Raw genomic sequence first — 16,689 nt, forward strand, 5'->3', positions numbered from 1 at the left:
CGGGCCCCGCTCACAGCGCCGGGACTTCGCGCTGCAGCCACTGCACCAGGGCGCCGCCGCCGTGGCCGGAGGGGTCGGCCTGGTCGCGCAGGCGGTGCCCGGCCACCGAAGGCAGCACCGCCTGGACGTCCTCGGGGATGGCGTAGTCGCGCCCGGCGAGCAGCGCCCAGGCCCGCGCCGCGGCCAGCAGCGCCAGGCTGCCGCGCGGCGACAGGCCGAGGGCGAAGGCCGGCTGGCTGCGGGTGGCCTCGGCCAGGCGCAGCACGTAGTCGACCAGGGCGTCGCTGACGTGGACCTTGGGCACCTCGGCCTGCAGCGCCGCCAGCTCGGCGGGGGTGAGGATCGGCTCCAGGCGCGGTAGCAGGTCGCGGCGCGCCTCGCCCAGCAGCAGGGCCTTCTCCGCGGCGCGCCCGGGGTAGCCCAGGGACAGGCGCATGAGGAAGCGGTCGAGCTGGGATTCCGGCAGGGCGAAGGTGCCGCCCTGGGTCACCGGGTTCTGCGTGGCGATGACGAAGAAGGGCTCGGGCAGCGGCCGGGTGGCGCCCTCGATGGTCACCTGGCCCTCCTCCATGGCCTCCAGCAATGCGCTCTGCGCCTTGGGCGTGGCGCGGTTGATCTCGTCGGCCAGCACCAGCTCGGCGAAGATCGGCCCGGGGTGGAAGACGAACTGCCCGGTCTCCTTGTCGAACACCGAGGTGCCGAGCACGTCGCCGGGCAGCAGGTCGGAGGTGAACTGGATGCGCTGGAAGCTCAGCCCCAGCACCCGCGCCAGGGCGTGGCTGAGGGTGGTCTTGCCCATCCCCGGGAGGTCTTCGATCAGCAGGTGCCCGCGGGCCAGCAGGCAGGTCATGGCCAGGCGCACCTGGACTTGCTTGCCCAGCAGGATCCGGTCCACCGCTTCCAGGCATTGCTCCAGCTTGCCGCGCATCCTCACCTCGTGCCGTGCCATCGAAAGAATCCGATCCTACTGGCCCACCGCCACAGCGAACAGGTCACTTCGCCACAAACTGTGACGGGGCCGGCTCAACTGGCCAGCAGGCGTTTCACCAGCCAGCGCGCCGCCGGGCCCAGGCTGCGCTGCCGCGACCAGACCACGTCGACCGCCACGCTGCGCGGCCAGCCGGGCACCTGCAGCGGGTGCAGGCGGCCGTTGGCGAAGCGCTGGTTCATCCAGGTGGGCAGCTCCACCCAGCCGAAGCCGAGCACCGCCATGTCCAGCAGCAACAGGTAGGTCGGTGCCGACCAGCAGCGCCCGCCCAGGGGTGGCTCGGCGTCGTCGATGAAGGTGTTCAGGCGCAGGTTGCGGTGGGCCAGCAGGTCGCTGCGTTCCACCTTCTCCAGTTGCGCCAGGGGGTGCTCGCGGCTGACGAACAGGCCGAACTCGGCGCATTCGCCCAGGGTGGCCGAGCCGATGTCCGGCGGGTAGTTCGGCTGCGCGGCGAGCAGGCCGAGGGAGGCGCGGCCCTGGCCGACCAGGTCGATGACGTCGCCGTGCTCGGCGATCAGCCATTCGAACTCGAGGTCGGGGAAGTGCCGGTCGATTTCCGCCAGGCGCTTCTCGAAGGGTTCGGACTGGTAGGTGTCGGACATCGCCAGGGTCAGCCGCGGCTCCATCCCCGCCGAGAGCTGCCCGGCCAGCTGGCCGAGGCGGTCGTTGGCCATCAGCACCTCCTCCACGCGCCCGAGCAGGGCCTTGCCGGCCTCGGTCAGCTTCGGCTGGCGCGCGCTGCGGTCGAACAGCTCCAGGCCCAGGTCGATCTCCAGCCGCGCGATGGCCTCGCTGACGGTGGACTGGCTCTTGCCCAGCTTGCGCGCGGCGGCGCTGAAGGAGCCCAGGCAGGCGGCCTCGGCAAAGGCCTGGAGGGATTCGGGTGAGTATTGCATGGCGCCTCGTCCATCGGTTTTCCCGATGCTAGCCAACTTCGAAACGACCCTTCAACCGATGAGAATAGCTGCAACTCGGCCCCGAGAGGCCCGTTTTCACCCTGGAGAAACACCCATGAGCATGCAAAAGACGCTGAAGGAAAGGCTGTTCCACGCCCTGCTCTTCGAATTCATCGCCCTGGCCATCTGCGCCCCGACCCTGGCCTGGCTGATGGACCAGCCGCTGGGCCACATGGGCGCCCTGACGCTGATGTTCTCGTTGATCGCCACGCTGTGGAACATGGTTTACAACGCCCTGTTCGACCGCGCCCAGCGGCGCCTGCAGTTCGCCCGCACGCTGCCGGTGCGCGTGCTGCACGCCTCGCTGTTCGAGCTGGGCCTGATCTTCATGCTGGTGCCGCTGGCGGCCTGGTGGCTGGGCATCGGCCTGGTGGAGGCGTTCGTCCTGGATATCGGCCTGATCCTGTTCTTCCTGCCCTACACCATCGCCTTCAACTGGGTGTACGACGCGCTGCGCGAGCGCTGGGTGGAGCGGCCGCGGGAGGTGCTGGCGCGTTAGGCGGGGGCTTGTAGGAGCGAGCTTGCTCGCGAACCACACGGCACCACATCCGGTCGGAACACCTTTCGCGAGCAAGCTCGCTCCTACGAAGAGCACTCCATGCAGCCTGCCGGAGCGTTGCGTAGGGCGAATAACCGTTCGCGGTTATCCGCCGTTGGCCGGAACACTGGTGCCCGAGGACATTGGCGGATAACGCCTTGGGCGTTATCCGCCCTACGAATGAAAAAGGCGGAGCAGGTCACCCTGCTCCGCCTTTTTCATGCCCCTGCCGTTCAGGCCAGGGAGGCGACTATCGAGGCCAGGGCCGCGGCCGGGTCGGCGGCCTGGCTGATCGGGCGGCCGATCACCAGGTAGTCGGCGCCGGCGTCCAGGGCCTGGCGCGGGGTGAGGATGCGGCGCTGGTCGTCCTGGGCGCTGCCGGCCGGGCGGATGCCCGGGGTGACCAGTTGCAGGGCCGGGTGCGCGGCCTTCAGCGCCGGGGCTTCCTGGGCCGAGCAGACCAGGCCGTCCATGCCGGCCTTCTCGGCCAGGGCGGCCAGGCGCAGGACCTGCTCCTGGGGCTCGACGTCCAGGCCGATGCCGGCCAGGTCCTCGCGCTCCATGCTGGTCAGCACGGTCACGCCGATCAGCAGCGGCTTCGGGCCGTTGAAGGCGTCGAGGGTCTCGCGGCAGGCCGCCATCATGCGCAGGCCGCCGGAGCAGTGCACGTTGACCATCCACACGCCCATCTCGGCGGCGGCGCGCACGGCCATCGCGGTGGTGTTGGGGATGTCGTGGAACTTGAGGTCGAGGAACACCTCGAAGCCGCGGCCGTTCAAGGTCTCGACGATGCCCGCGGCGCAGCTGGTGAAGAGTTCCTTGCCCACCTTCACCCGGCACAGTTTCGGGTCGAGCTGGTCGGCCAGCGCCAGGGCGGCCTCGCGGGTGGGGAAATCCAGGGCGACGATGATCGGGGTCTGGCAGACGGACATGGGCTCTCTCGCGGGGGGAATCTGAAAAACGCCGCGCATTGTCGCAGAAAGCGCCGCCGCCGGCAGCCTCCGGCGACGCGCTGCCCGCCTCACACGCTCAGGCGCTCGCGCAGGCGGCCGAGCATGCCCAGCAGGCTGCCGACCTTCTCCCGCTCGCGTTCCTCGCGCGGCGCCTCGGCCTGGCGCGGCACCGCCAGTTGCGGTTGGCTGCGCCACAGCTGGGCCTGCTCGGCGGCGGCCTTCAGGCCCTTCTCGAACAGGCCGCGGCGGATCGGCTTGGGCAGGTAGCGGAAGATCTGCGCCTGGTTGATCAGCGCCAGCAGGTCCTGGGTATCGCGGAACGGCGTGACCACCAGGCTGAGCAGGCGCGGGTGGGCCTGGGCCAGGGACTTGAGCAGCGGCGCGGTGTCCTCGCCGGCGAGCTTCAGGTCGCTGACCAGGATGTCGATGGGCTCGGCGTTGAGCCGCAGCAGCGCCTCGGCCAGGTTGCGCGCGCGGTGCAGCTGGTGGTTGCCGGCGGCGCAGAAGTCGCCGACGCAGGCCAGGGCGTCGGCGTCGTCGTCCAGCAGCAGCACGTTGAGCGGCGCGGCCAGCCGGCTGATGGCCTGCAGGTCGGGCGCGGCGCCCGCCTGGCGCCCGGCGATCTCCGCCGCCTGGCGCAGGGTGAAGGCCATTTCCTGCGGGTCCCAGGGCTTGGTCAGGTAGCGGAAGATGCCGCCGTCGTTCAGCGCCTCCACCGCCGCGTCCAGGTCGGAGTAGCCGGTGAGCAGGATGCGCAGGCAGTCCGGGGCGATCTCGCGGGCCCGGGCCAGCAGCTCGGCGCCGCTCATCTGCGGCATGCGCTGGTCGCTGACGAGGATCTGCACCGGCTCGCTGCGCAGGCGTTCCAGGGCGCGCCGCGGGTCGCTCTCGGTGAGCACCTCGTAGTGCCGGCGGAACTGCATGGCCAGGCTGCGCAGGATACGTTCCTCGTCGTCGACGAAGAGGATGCGGGTCAGGCCGGTGGGCCGGGCCTGGCCGGACTGCGGCAGGGCCTTGAGCGGCTGGGTCATGTCAGGCACTCCGTTTCAGGTCGCTGGCCTGCGCGCGTGGCAGGCGGATGAGGAATCGTGTGCCGCGCCCCGGCTCGGAGGCGACGCGGATGCTGCCGCCGTGGTCCTGGACGATCTTGTAGCTGATCGACAGGCCCAGGCCGGTGCCCTGGCCCGGCGGCTTGGTGGTGAAGAAGGGGTCGAAGATGCGCGCCATCACCTCGGCGGGCATGCCCTTGCCGTTGTCCTGCACCGAGACGTACACCGCTGCCTCGTCGGCCCAGGTCCTGACATGGATGTGGCCGTAGCCGTCCATGGCCTGGGCGGCATTGGTGAACAGGTTGAGCAGCACCTGGTTGATCTGCGAGGGCGCGCAGGCGATGCGCGGCAGCTCGCCGAACTGGCGGATGATCTCGGCCTTGTCCTTGATGCTGTTGCGGGCGATCAGCAGCGCACTCTTCACGCACTCGTTGAGGTCCACCTCCTCGCTCATGGCGCGGTCCAGGCGGGCGAAGTCCTTGAGCCCGCCGACCAGCTCGCCGATCTGCGCCAGGCCGTAGGTGGTGTCGCCGAACAACTGGTCGAGGTCCCCCAGCAACGGCTCCAGGGCGGCTTCCCCGCGCACCCGCCCGGCGGCCTGCAGGGCCCGGGCCAGGCGCGCCTCGTCGCAGGCCGCATCGCCCAGGCAGTCCACCAGTTCGGCCTGGCTCTCGGCCAGCTGCAGCAGCGGCAGGAGTTGCTCGCGGATCAGCTCGAGGTTGTTGCGCACGTAGCCCAGCGGGGTGTTCAGCTCGTGGGCGACACCGGCGACCATCTGGCCCAGGGAGGCCATCTTCTCCGACTGCACCAGTTGCGCCTGGGACTCCCTGAGATCGACCAGGGCCTTGTGCAGCACGCGGTTGCGCTGGGCGATACGCGCCTCCATGGCCTTGAGCAGGTCGAGCACGGTGCCCAGGCCCAGGTAGGCGCCCGCGCCGTCGACCAGGATGAAGTCCTCGGTGATGGGGTACCTGAGCTGGGCGGTGACCTGCTGCGCCGCCTGCTCCAGGCTCCACTCGATGTCCACCCGCAGCGGGCTGGCGTTCATCATCTCGCTGACCGGGCGGCGGCCCCAGAGGTCGCGGCCGAAGCGCTGCATGAAGATGTCCTGCAGCGTGTAGCGGCTGATCAGCCCCAGCGGGCGGCCCTGCCCGTCCACCACCGGCAGCGAGAGGAAGGCGCGGTGCTCGGCGGTGAGCAGGCGGTCGGCGACGTCGCTTAAGCTCATCTGCGCCTGCAGCGGCTCCACGGCTCGCAGCAGTTCGTGCAGGGCGCTGGTGGTCATCGGCGGACTCCGCTGGCTGAAATGCACGCCAGTCAATCAGGTCCAGATTGCCATCATGTGACAGCGGTCGCGCGCCACACATCCTTCACCTCGGCGTCATACGCCGGCAACAAGCACGCTCACTGACAAGCCGACCGCGCGGGGTTATGGTGGAAGCCTGCATCCCCAAGGAGAACACCATGCCCTGGTACGCCTGGTTGATCATCGTCCTCGCCCTGGGCTCCATCCTCGGCGGCCTGTTGCTGCTGCGCGACAGCGCCCGCAAGCTGCCGCTGACCGAGGAACAGCTCAAGCGCATCCACCAGCGCAATGCCGAGATGGACGCCCAGGACGCCCGCGACGACAAGCGCTGAGCGCCGGTAGCCGTTGCCGACAGCCCCCGCGCCCGGGGGCATTTCCGCCATTCCCCGCCGCGGGCATGGATCAGGCTGGGCGAATTGCCTAGACTGCGGCCGGTGGATGGAGGACACGATGCTCAGGAAGCTACTCCCGCTGCTGCCAGGGTTGCTCCTGCTCGGCGGTTTCGCCCTCGGATTCGTCCAACCCCTGGGGCTATTGATAGGCGCGGTCTTCGTCGCCTGGACACTCTATGGCGAACAGCGCCTGCCCTGGCTGCTCTGGTGGCCGCTGTGCCTGCTGGCGAGCTTCGCCCTCGCCGCGCACCTGCTGCCCGGCACCCAGTCGTGGACGCTGTGGCCGCCGCGGCAACTTTCCGCCGACGCACCGGCCTACGCGCTGCGCCTGTCCTGGGACAAGGCGCTGGTGGGCGTCACCCTGCTGGCCTGGTGGCTGCGCCGCCCGCCCCTGGCGGGCGCTTCGCCGGACTATGCCGGCATCGCCGTGGTCGCCACCCTGTTCGCCGTGCCGCTGCTGGCGACCGCCTCGGGCCTGGTGGTGTGGCGGCCGAAATGGCCGGACGGCCTGTGGATCTGGCTGCTGGTGAATTTCGCGGTGATCGCCCTGACCGAGGAACTGATCTTCCGCGGCCTGCTGCAGACCTCGCTGGTGGAGCGCCTGGGCGCGCCCGCCGGGATCCTCCTCGCCAGCCTGCTGTTCGGCCTGGCGCACCTGCCCTTCAGCGGCCAGTTCGCCGTGGTGGCCGGCATCGCCGGGCTCGGCTACGGCCTGGCGCTGCACTTCAGCGGGCGCATGCTGGTGCCCATCCTGCTGCACGGGGTGGTCAACAGCGTGCACCTGTTGCTGCTGAGCTACCCGCTGCACCTGGGCCTGGGCTGATCAGGCGGCCTTGTAGACCAGCAGCAGGGCCTGCTCGGCCAGGTCGTCGAGGGTCATGCTGCCGTCCTGGCGGAACCAGGTCATGGTCCAGGACAGCGCGCCGGTGAGGAAACGCCGCAGGATGAACGGGTCGCCCTCGCAGAAGCCGGCGGCGCGCGCCTCGCCGAGCACGTCCAGCCACATCTGCTCGTAGATGTCGCGCAGGCCGAGGATGTAGGCCTGGCCCTCCGGCGACAGCGAGCGCCATTCGTAGACCAGCACCGCCATGGCCTCGCCGGTGCCGCCCATGATCGATTGCAGCTCGCAGCGGATCAGCGCCAGCAGGCGCTCGCGCAGGTCCTCGGCGTCGGCCAGGGCGGCGCGCATCAGCGCGGTGTTGTAGAGGATGGTTTCCTCCATCACCGAGCGCAGGATCTCGTCCTTGCTCTTGAAGTGGTGGAAGATGCTGCCGGACTGGATGCCCACGGCGCCGGCCAGGTCGCGCACCGTGGTGCGCTCGTAGCCCTTGGCGCGGAACAGGTGGGCGGCGGTCTGCAGCAGCTTGCCGCGGGCGCTCTCCGGGTCCGTCACCTGCCCGTTCGCCACCAGCTCCAGCATCACTTCGCGCGCTTTCTGGTCATCCACGCTCTGCTCTCCCCTCGTCCGCCATCCGGCCACCGCTGTTCAGGGCGATTTCATGATCGCCACGCAAGTACTTGTGCATACAGGTGAAATGTATGCCTGCGAGGGCAACCAAGCAAGCGCTTGGCCATCACTTGGTTGGGTTGCCTGGCGGTTACGCCCTCTTTTCAACCAAGCGCTTGCTTGGTAATGTCGGAACATCTCTCGACCGTTACGGGCAGAACAATGACCAAGACCGTACGCATCGGCTGCGCCTCGGCTTTCTGGGGCGACACCTGCAGCGCCGCCGCCCAGTTGGTGAAGGGCGCGGAGCTGGACTACCTGGTGTTCGACTACCTGGCCGAAATCACCCTGTCGATCATGGCCGGGGCGCGCCTGAAGAACCCCGAGGCGGGCTACGCCACCGACTTCGTCGAGGTGCTGGCGCCGCTGCTGGGGGAGATCGCCGGCAAGCGCATCCGCGTCATCAGCAATGCCGGCGGGGTCAACCCGCAGGCCTGTGCCAGGGCGTTGCAGGCCGCCTGCGAGAAAGCCGGGGTGAACCTGAAGATCGCCGTGCTGGAAGGCGACAACCTGCTGCCCCAGGCCAGCGAACTGGCCAAGGCCGGCGCCGTGGAAATGTTCAGCGGCGCCCCGCTGCCGCCCCTGTGCGTGTCGATGAACGCCTACCTGGGCGCGCCCGGCATAGTCGAGGCGCTGGCCCGGGGCGCGGACATCGTGATCACCGGCCGCGTGGTGGACAGCGCGGTGGTCAGCGCCGCCCTGGTGCACGAGTTCGGCTGGGCCTGGAACGACTTCGACAGGCTGGCCCAGGCCGCCCTGGCCGGGCACATCATCGAATGCGGCGCGCAGTGCACCGGCGGCAACTTCACCGACTGGGAAAGCGTGCCGGACTACGAGCACATCGGCTTCCCCATCGTCGAAGTGCAGGCCAGCGGCGACTTCGTCGTCACCAAGCCGCAGGGCACGGGCGGCCTGGTCACGCCGCTCAGCGTCGGCGAGCAGGTGCTCTACGAGATCGGCGACCCGCGCGCCTACCTGCTGCCGGACGTGGTCTGCGACTTCACCCGGGTGCGCCTGCAACAGGCCGGCCCCGACCGCGTCGCCGTCAGCGGCGCCCGCGGCCTGCCGCCCACCGGCCAGTACAAGGTCAGCGCCACCTACCCCGACGGCTTCCGCTGCACCGCCAGTTGCCTGATCGCCGGCATCGACGCGGTGAAGAAGGCCGAGCGGGTGAGCCGGGCGATCATCGCCAGGACCGAGGAGATGTTCGCCGAACGCGGCTGGGGCCCCTACCGCGAAACCAGCATCGAGCTGCTGGGCAGCGAGGCCACCTATGGCCCCCACGGCCGGCGCCAGGACAGCCGCGAGATCGTCGTGAAGCTCGCCGTGCGCCACGCCCGCAAGGAGGCGCTGGCGCTGTTCTCCCGCGAGATCGCCCAGGCCGCCACCGGCATGGCCCCGGGCCTGACCGGCATCGTCGGCGGGCGGCCCACGGTGTACCCGGTGATCCGCCTGTTCTCCTTCCTGGTGGACCAGGCCCGCTGCCAACTGGCGGTGCACATTGGCGAGGCCAGCCACGCCGTGGCCCTGCCGCAACTGGAACACTTCGACCCGGCGAACCTGGCCGAAGCCGCGCAGGCCCCCGCCGCCAGCGGCCAGGCCACGGCCAGCGTGGCGCTGGTGAAGCTGGCGGTGGCGCGCTCCGGCGACAAGGGCGACCACAGCAACATCGGCGTGATGGCGCGCCAGCCCGAATACCTGCCGTGGATCGCCGAGGCCCTGAGCGAAGGCGCGGTGGCCGAGTGGATGCAGCACGTGCTGGACCCGCAGCTGGGCCGCGCCAGCCGCTGGTACCTGCCCGGCACGCACAGCCTGAACTTCCTGCTGGAGCACGCCCTGGGCGGCGGCGGCGTGGCCAGCCTGCGCATCGACCCGCAGGGCAAGGCCTTCGCCCAGCAACTGCTGGAATTCCCGGTGGCGGTGCCGCAGCACATCGCCGATTCGCTTTGAAACGTAGGGCGCATAACGCCGCAGGCGTTATCCGCCACCCGGCAACGGCGGATGAAGCGTTCCGCTTCATTCGCCCTACATGAACGTGGAAGGCAGCCAAACCCATGGCATACGACTCGATCTTCAAGCCCGGCCTGTTCGCCGGCCAGACTGCAATCGTCACCGGTGGCGGCAGCGGCATCGGCCGTTGCACCGCCCATGAACTGGCGGCCCTGGGCGCCCACGTGGTGCTGGTCGGGCGCAAGGCCGAGAAGCTGGAGAAGACCGCCGGCGAGATCGCCGAGGACGGCGGCAGCGCCAGCTGGCACAGCTGCGACATCCGCGACGAGGAGGCGGTGAAGGCGCTGGTGGCGCAGGTGCTCGCCGAGCGCGGGCCGATCCACCACCTGGTCAACAACGCCGGCGGCCAGTACCCCGCGCCGCTCGCCTCGATCAACCTCAAGGGCTTCGAGGCGGTGGTGCGCACCAACCTGGTGGGCGGCTTCCTCATGGCCCGCGAGGTGTTCAACCAGAGCATGAGCAAGACCGGCGGCGGCATCGTCAACATGCTCGCCGACATGTGGGGCGGCATGCCCGGCATGGGCCACTCCGGCGCCGCCCGCGCGGGCATGGAGAACTTCACCAAGACCGCCGCCGTGGAGTGGGGTCACGCCGGGGTGCGGGTCAACGCCGTGGCGCCGGGCTGGATCGCCTCCAGCGGCATGGACACCTACGAGGGCGCCTTCAAGGCGGTGATCCCGACCCTGCGCGAACACGTGCCGCTCAAGCGCATCGGCACCGAATCGGAAGTGGCCTCGGCCATCGTCTTCCTGCTCTCCCCCGGCGCCGCCTTCATCAGCGGCAACACCATCCGCATCGACGGCGCCGCCAGCCAGGGCAGCCGCGCCTTCCCGCTGGCCAAGGGCAAGCCGGGGCAGAGCCGTTCCTACAACGGCTTCCACCGCGCCTACCTGCCCGACGTGCTGAAGGACCAGGAGTAAGCCATGCCGGTGATCCAGTCGGAAATCGACACCCAGGGCGAGGACTTCGCCCGCAACCGCCAGGCCATGCTGGCCGCCGTGGCCAGCTTCCGCGACCTGGAGCAGCAGGTGCTGGACAAGGCCGCCGAGGCCAGGCCGAAGTTCGACAAGCGCGGCCAGCTGCTGCCGCGCGAGCGCCTGAACCTGCTGCTCGACCCCGGCGCGCCCTTCCTCGAACTCTGCTCCCTGGCCGGCTACAAGCTGCACGACGACAAGGACGGCACCCAGGCCGGCGGCGGCATCATCTCCGGCATCGGCTACGTCGCCGGGGTGCGCTGCCTGGTCAGCGCCAGCAACAGCGCGATCAAGGGCGGCACCATCTCCCCCACCGGGCTGAAGAAGACCCTGCGCCTGCAGCAGGTGGCGCTGGAGAACAAGCTGCCGCTCATCGCCCTGACCGAGAGCGGCGGCGCCAACCTCAACTACGCGGCGGACATCTTCGTCGAGGGCGCCCGCGGCTTCGCCAACCAGGCGCGGCTGTCGGCCGCCGGCATCCCGCAGGTCACGGTCGTGCACGGCTCCAGCACCGCCGGCGGCGCCTACCAGCCGGGGTTGTCGGACTACGTGGTGGTGGTGCGCGGCAAGGCCAAGATGTTCCTCGCCGGCCCGCCGCTGCTCAAGGCCGCCACCGGCGAAATAGCCACCGACGAGGAACTGGGCGGCGCCGAACTGCACGCCCAGGTCGCCGGCACCGCCGAGTACCTGGCGGAGAACGACGCCGACGGCGTGCGCCTGGCTCGCGAGATCCTCGCCGCACTGCCGTGGAACGCCCAGCTGCCGGCCCGCGCGGCGCGGCACTGGGACGAGCCGCTGTACCCGGCCGAGGAACTGCTGGGCGTGGTCCCGGCCGACGCCAGGAAGCCCTACGACGTGCGCGAGATCGTCGCGCGCATCGCCGACGGTTCGCGCTTCCTCGACTTCAAGAACGAATTCGACGCCCAGACGGTGTGCGGCCACCTGCACATCGAGGGCCACGCCTGCGGCCTGATCGGCAACAACGGCCCCATCACCCCGCAGGGCGCGGCCAAGGCGGCGCAGTTCATCCAGCTGTGCGAGCAGAGCAACACGCCCATCCTGTTCCTGCACAACACCACCGGCTTCATGGTCGGCACCGAGTCCGAGCGCCTGGGGGTGATCAAGCATGGCTCGAAGATGATCCAGGCGGTGGCCAACGCCACCGTGCCCAAGCTCACCCTGGTGGTCGGCGGTTCCTACGGCGCCGGCAACTACGCCATGTGCGGCCGCGGCCTGGACCCGCGCTTCATCTTCGCCTGGCCCAACAGCCGCACCGCGGTCATGGGCGGCGCCCAGGCCGGCAAGGTGCTGCGCATTGTCACCGAGGAAAAGCACGCCAAGGAGGGCAAGCAGGCCGACGCGAAGATGCTCGACATGCTCGAACAGATGACCGCGCAGAAGCTCGACGCCCAGTCCACCGCACTGTACGGCACCGCCAGCCTGTGGGACGACGGGTTGATCGACCCGCGCGACAGCCGCCGGCTGCTGGGCTACCTGCTGGACATCTGCGCGGAGGCGGCAGCGCGACCGCTGAAGGGCAACAGTTTCGGGGTAGCGAGGTTCTGACCTGATAGGGGCTCCCTCTCCCGCTTGCGGGAGAGGGCGCCAAAGCGATCCGGCGTAAAGCGAACTTCCCGCCCGCTCCGAACAGCCCCCTCTCCTTTCAGGGAGAGGGTTGGGAGAGGGAAAGGGGAAGTGAACACCCAAGGCTCAGGAGGAAAACAACAAATGCTCTTCACCCAGGAACACGAAGAACTCCGCCGCACCGTCCGCAACTTCGTCGACAAGGAGATCAACCCCTACGTCGACCAGTGGGAGAAGGACGGCCGCTTCCCCATCCATGAAGTGTTCAAAAAGGCCGGCGCGCTGGGCCTGCTGGGCATCTCCAAGCCGGAGAAGTTCGGCGGCATGGGCCTGGACTACAGCTACTCGGTGGTCGCCGCCGAGGAGTTCGGCACCATCCACTGCGGCGGCGTGCCCATGTCCATCGGCGTGCAGACCGACATGTGCACCCCGGCCCTCGCCCGCTTCGGCTCCGACGAGCTGCGCGAGGAATTCCTGCGCCCGGCCATCGCCGGCGAGATGGTCGGCTGCATCGGCGTCTCCGAGGTCGGCGCCGGCTCCGACGTGGCGGGGCTGAAGACCACCGCGCGCAAGGACGGCGACGACTACGTGATCAACGGCAGCAAGATGTGGATCACCAACTCGCCCTCGGCCGACTTCATCTGCCTGCTGGCCAACACCTCCGACGACAAGCCCCACGTCAACAAGTCGCTGATCATGGTGCCGATGAAGAGCAAGGGCATCAGCGTCAGCCCGCACCTGGACAAGCTCGGCATGCGCAGCTCGGAGACCGCCCAGGTGTTCTTCGACGACGTGCGCGTGCCGCAGCGCTACCGCATCGGCGCCGAGGGCGCGGGCTTCATGATGCAGATGCTGCAGTTCCAGGAAGAACGCCTGTTCGGCGCCGCCAGCGGGATCAAGGGCCTGGAGTACTGCGTCAACGCCACCATCGACTACTGCAAGCAGCGCAAGACCTTCGGCCAGGCGCTGATCGACAACCAGGTCATCCACTTCCGCATGGCCGAGCTGATGACCGAGATCGAGTGCCTGCGCGCCCTCACCTACCAGGCCACCGAGCAGTACATCCGCGGCAAGGACGTCACCCGCCTGGCCTCCATGGCCAAGCTCAAGGTCGGCCGCCTGGCCCGCGAGGTCACCGACGCCTGCCTGCAGTACTGGGGCGGCCAGGGCTTCATGTGGGAGAACCCGGTCTCCCGCGCCTACCGCGACACCCGCCTGGTGTCCATCGGCGGCGGTGCCGACGAGATCATGCTCGGCATCATCTGCAAGCTGATGGGTACTCTGCCGGGCAAGAAAAAGGGCTAAGAGCTGTTGCCTTTGTAGGAGCGAGCTTGCTCGCGAACCAGCCCCGCAGCGGAAGCGTTCGCGAGCAAGCTCGCTCCTACGAAAAGACGACGAATAGACGAGGAATCCGGCATGAGCGAATTGCCGAACTGCGAAACCCTGCTGCTGGAGCGCGATGGCGGCGTGCTGCACGTCACCCTCGACCGCCCGGACAGTCGCAACGCCATGAGCCTGGCCATGGTCGGGGAACTGCGCGCGGTGCTGGCCGCCGTGCGCGATGACCGCGAGGTGCGCGCCATCGTCCTGCGCGGCGCCGGCGGGCACTTCTGTGCCGGTGGCGACATCAAGGACATGGCCGGCGCCCGCGCCGCCGGGCCCGATGCCTACGCTGCGCTGAACCGCGCCTTCGGCGCCCTGCTGGAGGAAGCCCAGGCACAGCCGCAGGTGCTGGTGGCGGTGCTGGAAGGCGCGGTGCTCGGCGGCGGCTTCGGCCTGGCCTGCGTGTCGGACATCGCCCTCGCCGCCGACAGCGCCCAGTTCGGCCTGCCGGAAACCAGCCTCGGCGTGCTGCCGGCGCAGATCGCGCCCTTCGTGGTCAAGCGCATCGGCCTGACCCAGGCCCGCCGCCTGGCGCTCACCGCCGCCCGCTTCGACGGCCGCGAGGCGCTGCGCCTGGGCCTGGTGCACTTCAGCGAGGCCGACACCGACGCCCTCGGCCAGCGCCTGGCGCAATGCCTGGAACAGGTGCGCCGCTGCGCCCCCGGCGCCAACGCGCAGACCAAGGCGCTGCTGCTGGCCACCGAGACCCAGGCCCTGGGCCCGCTGCTGGACGACGCCGCAAGACAGTTCGCCGCCGCCGTGACCGGCGCGGAAGGCGCCGAAGGCACCATGGCCTTCGTGCAGAAACGCAAACCGCAGTGGGCGCAGTAGCCGCCGGCCGCAGCAGACAGCCCCCTCTCCCTTCAGGGAGAGGGTTGGGGAGAGGGAAACCAGCATGCCCAGCTTCGACAAGATCCTCATCGCCAACCGTGGCGAGATCGCCTGCCGGGTGATCCGCACCGCCCAGGCCCTGGGCTACCGCACGGTGGCGGTGTACAGCGAGGCCGACGCCGAGGCGCGCCACGTGCAACTGGCCGACGAGGCCCTGTGCATCGGTCCGGCGCCGGTCGGCCAGTCCTACCTGAAGGCCGCGGCCATCCTCGATGCCGCGCGGCGCACCGGCGCCGACGCGGTGCACCCCGGCTACGGCTTCCTCTCGGAGAACGCCGAGTTCGCCCGCGCCTGCGAGGCCGCCGGCATCGTCTTCATCGGCCCGAGCGTCGAGGCCATCCACCTGATGGGCAGCAAGCGCCTGTCCAAGCTGGCCATGCTCGAAGCCGGCGTGCCCTGCATCCCCGGCTACGAGGGCGCCGAGCAGGACGACGCGAGCCTGGCCCGCGAGGCCGGGCGCATCGGCTACCCGCTGATGATCAAGGCCAGCGCCGGCGGCGGCGGCCGCGGCATGCGCCTGGTGCAGGCGGCCGACGAGCTGGCCGCGCAACTGCGCACCGCGCGCTCGGAAGCGCTGAACGCCTTCGGCAGCGACGAACTGATCCTGGAGAAGGCGGTGATCCGCCCGCGCCACGTGGAAATCCAGGTGTTCGGCGACCATCACGGCAACCTGGTCCACCTCGGCGAGCGCGACTGCTCGGTGCAGCGCCGCCACCAGAAGGTCATCGAGGAAGCGCCCTGCCCGGTGCTCACCCCCGGGCTGCGCCAGGCCATGGGCGAGGCGGCGGTGAAGGCGGCGGCGCGGGTGAACTACGTCGGCGCCGGCACCGTGGAGTTCCTGCTGGACGCCAGCGGCGCCTTCTACTTCCTGGAAATGAACACCCGCCTGCAGGTCGAGCACCCGGTCACCGAACTGGTCACCGGCCAGGACCTGGTGGCCTGGCAGATCCGCGTGGCCGAAGGCCAGCCGCTGCCGCTGAAGCAGGAAGACATCGCGCTGCGCGGCCACGCCATCGAGGTGCGCCTGTACGCCGAGGACGCCGGCAACGGCTTCCTGCCGCAGACCGGCGAGGTGCTGCGCTGGGAACCGCAGGTGCAGGACGGCATCCGCATCGACCACGGCCTGGTGGAGGGCCGGGCGGTGACGCCCTTCTACGACCCCATGCTGGCCAAGGTGATCGCCTACGGCGCCACCCGCGACGAGGCCCGGCGCAAGCTGGTGCGCGCCGTGGAGGACTGCGTGCTGCTGGGCGTGAAGGCCAACCAGCGCTTCCTCGCCAACCTGCTCAAACACCCGGAGTTCGCCGCCGGCAACGCCACCACCGCGTTCATCGGCGAGCACTTCGCCAACGACCCGAGCCTGCGCCCGCAAGCGCCGCAACCCGGCGAACTGGCCCTGGCCGCCGCCCTGCTCTACCAGGCCTCGGCCAGCGCCCGCGCGCACCAGGGCGGCCTGGCCGGCTGGCGCAACGCCGGCAACGAGCCCTGGCGCTACCAGTTGCACGACGGCGAGCAGAAGCACGCGGTGGAGCTGGAGGTGCTGGAGCCCGGTACGCAGCCCAGGCTGCTGGCCTGCATCGGCGACTCGGTGGTGGCGCTGTGGCTGATCGCCATGGACGCGCGCTGGGTGGTGGCGGAGATCAACGGCATCCGCCGGCGCATCGCCCACCACCGCCAGGGCGAACGCGTCTGGCTGTATGGCACGGGCGGCAACCTGGAACTGCGCGACGTCACCCACGAGCCCGCCGGCGCCCAGGGCGGCGCGGCCTCCGGCACGGTCAAGGCGCCGATGGACGGCGCCATCGTCGACGTGCTGGTCAGCGAGGGCGCGCGGGTCAGCAAGGGCCAGCTGTTGCTCGTGCTGGAGGCGATGAAGATGGAACATCCGCTCAAGGCCGGGGTCGACGGCATTATCCGCCGCATCCAGGTGAGCAAGGGCGAACAGGTCAAGAGCCGCCAGTTGCTGGTGGAGGTCGAGGCCGAGGAGGCCTGAAACGTTTTTCGTAGGAGCGAGCTTGCTCGCGAATGGAGTATCCCGGTAGCTACAGTGTTTTCGATGGACTCAGTACCCTCTCCCCAGCCCTCGGCTGCGCGCCCCGCCCTGAAGGGAGAGGGAGCTTGTCCGTGCCGAGAGAAGGTATGGTTTCAGTCGGTAATC

Annotated in this window: 15 protein-coding genes; 9 read left to right on the forward strand and 6 right to left on the reverse strand. The window is 69.7% G+C overall.

The genetic code is table 11. The annotated features are described in order from the left end of the window. Positions 1-10: 10 nt before the first annotated feature. Positions 11-928, reverse strand: a complete 918-nt coding sequence (locus VV867_RS23615) for an AAA family ATPase (RefSeq protein ID WP_089391720.1) — start codon at positions 926-928, stop codon at positions 11-13. Between the two features lie 95 nt (positions 929-1,023). Beyond that, positions 1,024-1,884, reverse strand: a complete 861-nt coding sequence (locus VV867_RS23620) for a LysR family transcriptional regulator (protein ID WP_328567698.1) — start codon at positions 1,882-1,884, stop codon at positions 1,024-1,026. A 115-nt stretch (positions 1,885-1,999) separates the two neighbouring features. On the opposite strand from VV867_RS23620, the gene VV867_RS23625 reads away from it, so the two are divergent. After that, positions 2,000-2,443: a multidrug/biocide efflux PACE transporter gene (locus VV867_RS23625; RefSeq protein WP_109933166.1), complete on the forward strand. Its 444-nt coding sequence runs from the start codon at positions 2,000-2,002 to the stop codon at positions 2,441-2,443. A 272-nt stretch (positions 2,444-2,715) separates the two neighbouring features. Here the strand turns inward: VV867_RS23625 and pyrF are convergent, their stop codons facing one another. From pyrF to VV867_RS23640, 3 genes are all read right to left on the reverse strand, one after another. Continuing rightward, positions 2,716-3,414, reverse strand: a complete 699-nt coding sequence (pyrF, locus tag VV867_RS23630; RefSeq protein WP_089391723.1) for an orotidine-5'-phosphate decarboxylase — start codon at positions 3,412-3,414, stop codon at positions 2,716-2,718. Positions 3,415-3,503: 89 nt separating this feature from the next. Then, positions 3,504-4,466, reverse strand: a complete 963-nt coding sequence (locus VV867_RS23635; protein ID WP_109933168.1) for a response regulator — start codon at positions 4,464-4,466, stop codon at positions 3,504-3,506. 1 nt (position 4,467) lies between these two features. Further along, positions 4,468-5,769, reverse strand: coding sequence for a sensor histidine kinase (locus VV867_RS23640; RefSeq protein ID WP_328567699.1), 1,302 nt, complete (start codon positions 5,767-5,769; stop codon positions 4,468-4,470). A gap of 179 nt (positions 5,770-5,948) precedes the next feature. Here VV867_RS23640 and VV867_RS23645 point away from each other — a divergent pair, with 179 nt between their 5' ends. Next, positions 5,949-6,122, forward strand: coding sequence for a DUF2897 family protein (locus VV867_RS23645; protein WP_074979780.1), 174 nt, complete (start codon positions 5,949-5,951; stop codon positions 6,120-6,122). A gap of 118 nt (positions 6,123-6,240) precedes the next feature. Then, positions 6,241-7,005, forward strand: a complete 765-nt coding sequence (locus tag VV867_RS23650; protein ID WP_089391724.1) for a CPBP family intramembrane glutamic endopeptidase — start codon at positions 6,241-6,243, stop codon at positions 7,003-7,005. Here the strand turns inward: VV867_RS23650 and VV867_RS23655 are convergent, their stop codons facing one another. Then, positions 7,006-7,629 carry a TetR/AcrR family transcriptional regulator gene (locus tag VV867_RS23655; RefSeq protein WP_208604351.1) on the reverse strand — a complete coding sequence of 208 codons (624 nt, stop codon included), beginning with the start codon at positions 7,627-7,629 and terminating at the stop codon, positions 7,006-7,008. Positions 7,630-7,851: 222 nt separating this feature from the next. Here VV867_RS23655 and VV867_RS23660 point away from each other — a divergent pair, with 222 nt between their 5' ends. From VV867_RS23660 to atuF, 6 genes are all read left to right on the forward strand, one after another. After that, positions 7,852-9,639: an acyclic terpene utilization AtuA family protein gene (locus VV867_RS23660; RefSeq protein WP_328567700.1), complete on the forward strand. Its 1,788-nt coding sequence runs from the start codon at positions 7,852-7,854 to the stop codon at positions 9,637-9,639. A gap of 104 nt (positions 9,640-9,743) precedes the next feature. Continuing rightward, positions 9,744-10,619 (forward strand): SDR family oxidoreductase, encoded by an 876-nt coding sequence (locus tag VV867_RS23665; protein ID WP_109933172.1) that lies wholly within the window; start codon positions 9,744-9,746, stop codon positions 10,617-10,619. A gap of 3 nt (positions 10,620-10,622) precedes the next feature. Continuing rightward, positions 10,623-12,239: a geranyl-CoA carboxylase subunit beta gene (gene atuC, locus VV867_RS23670; RefSeq protein ID WP_328567701.1), complete on the forward strand. Its 1,617-nt coding sequence runs from the start codon at positions 10,623-10,625 to the stop codon at positions 12,237-12,239. Between the two features lie 162 nt (positions 12,240-12,401). Beyond that, positions 12,402-13,562: a citronellyl-CoA dehydrogenase gene (atuD, locus tag VV867_RS23675; protein WP_328567702.1), complete on the forward strand. Its 1,161-nt coding sequence runs from the start codon at positions 12,402-12,404 to the stop codon at positions 13,560-13,562. A gap of 111 nt (positions 13,563-13,673) precedes the next feature. Further along, positions 13,674-14,471 carry an isohexenylglutaconyl-CoA hydratase gene (gene atuE, locus VV867_RS23680; protein ID WP_328567703.1) on the forward strand — a complete coding sequence of 266 codons (798 nt, stop codon included), beginning with the start codon at positions 13,674-13,676 and terminating at the stop codon, positions 14,469-14,471. A gap of 64 nt (positions 14,472-14,535) precedes the next feature. Then, positions 14,536-16,524, forward strand: coding sequence for a geranyl-CoA carboxylase subunit apha (gene atuF / locus VV867_RS23685; RefSeq protein WP_328567704.1), 1,989 nt, complete (start codon positions 14,536-14,538; stop codon positions 16,522-16,524). Positions 16,525-16,689 lie beyond the last annotated feature (165 nt).

This window comes from Pseudomonas sp. JH-2 (genome assembly GCF_036231725.1).
Lineage (GTDB): Bacteria > Pseudomonadota > Gammaproteobacteria > Pseudomonadales > Pseudomonadaceae > Pseudomonas > Pseudomonas delhiensis.

Excerpts from the sequence above, each read along its gene's own strand:
- pyrF (WP_089391723.1), bottom strand. The coding sequence starts at position 3,414 with ATGTCCGTCTGCCAGACCCCGATCATCGTCGCCCTGGATTTCCCCACC.
- atuE (WP_328567703.1), top strand. The coding sequence starts at position 13,674 with ATGAGCGAATTGCCGAACTGCGAAACCCTGCTGCTGGAGCGCGATGGC.
- VV867_RS23665 (WP_109933172.1), top strand. The coding sequence starts at position 9,744 with ATGGCATACGACTCGATCTTCAAGCCCGGCCTGTTCGCCGGCCAGACT.
- VV867_RS23625 (WP_109933166.1), top strand. The coding sequence starts at position 2,000 with ATGAGCATGCAAAAGACGCTGAAGGAAAGGCTGTTCCACGCCCTGCTC.
- atuF (WP_328567704.1), top strand. The coding sequence starts at position 14,536 with ATGCCCAGCTTCGACAAGATCCTCATCGCCAACCGTGGCGAGATCGCC.
- atuC (WP_328567701.1), top strand. The coding sequence starts at position 10,623 with ATGCCGGTGATCCAGTCGGAAATCGACACCCAGGGCGAGGACTTCGCC.
- VV867_RS23660 (WP_328567700.1), top strand. The coding sequence starts at position 7,852 with ATGACCAAGACCGTACGCATCGGCTGCGCCTCGGCTTTCTGGGGCGAC.
- VV867_RS23645 (WP_074979780.1), top strand. The coding sequence starts at position 5,949 with ATGCCCTGGTACGCCTGGTTGATCATCGTCCTCGCCCTGGGCTCCATC.
- VV867_RS23640 (WP_328567699.1), bottom strand. The coding sequence starts at position 5,769 with ATGACCACCAGCGCCCTGCACGAACTGCTGCGAGCCGTGGAGCCGCTG.
- VV867_RS23650 (WP_089391724.1), top strand. The coding sequence starts at position 6,241 with ATGCTCAGGAAGCTACTCCCGCTGCTGCCAGGGTTGCTCCTGCTCGGC.
- atuD (WP_328567702.1), top strand. The coding sequence starts at position 12,402 with ATGCTCTTCACCCAGGAACACGAAGAACTCCGCCGCACCGTCCGCAAC.
- VV867_RS23620 (WP_328567698.1), bottom strand. The coding sequence starts at position 1,884 with ATGCAATACTCACCCGAATCCCTCCAGGCCTTTGCCGAGGCCGCCTGC.
- VV867_RS23615 (WP_089391720.1), bottom strand. The coding sequence starts at position 928 with ATGCGCGGCAAGCTGGAGCAATGCCTGGAAGCGGTGGACCGGATCCTG.
- VV867_RS23635 (WP_109933168.1), bottom strand. The coding sequence starts at position 4,466 with ATGACCCAGCCGCTCAAGGCCCTGCCGCAGTCCGGCCAGGCCCGGCCC.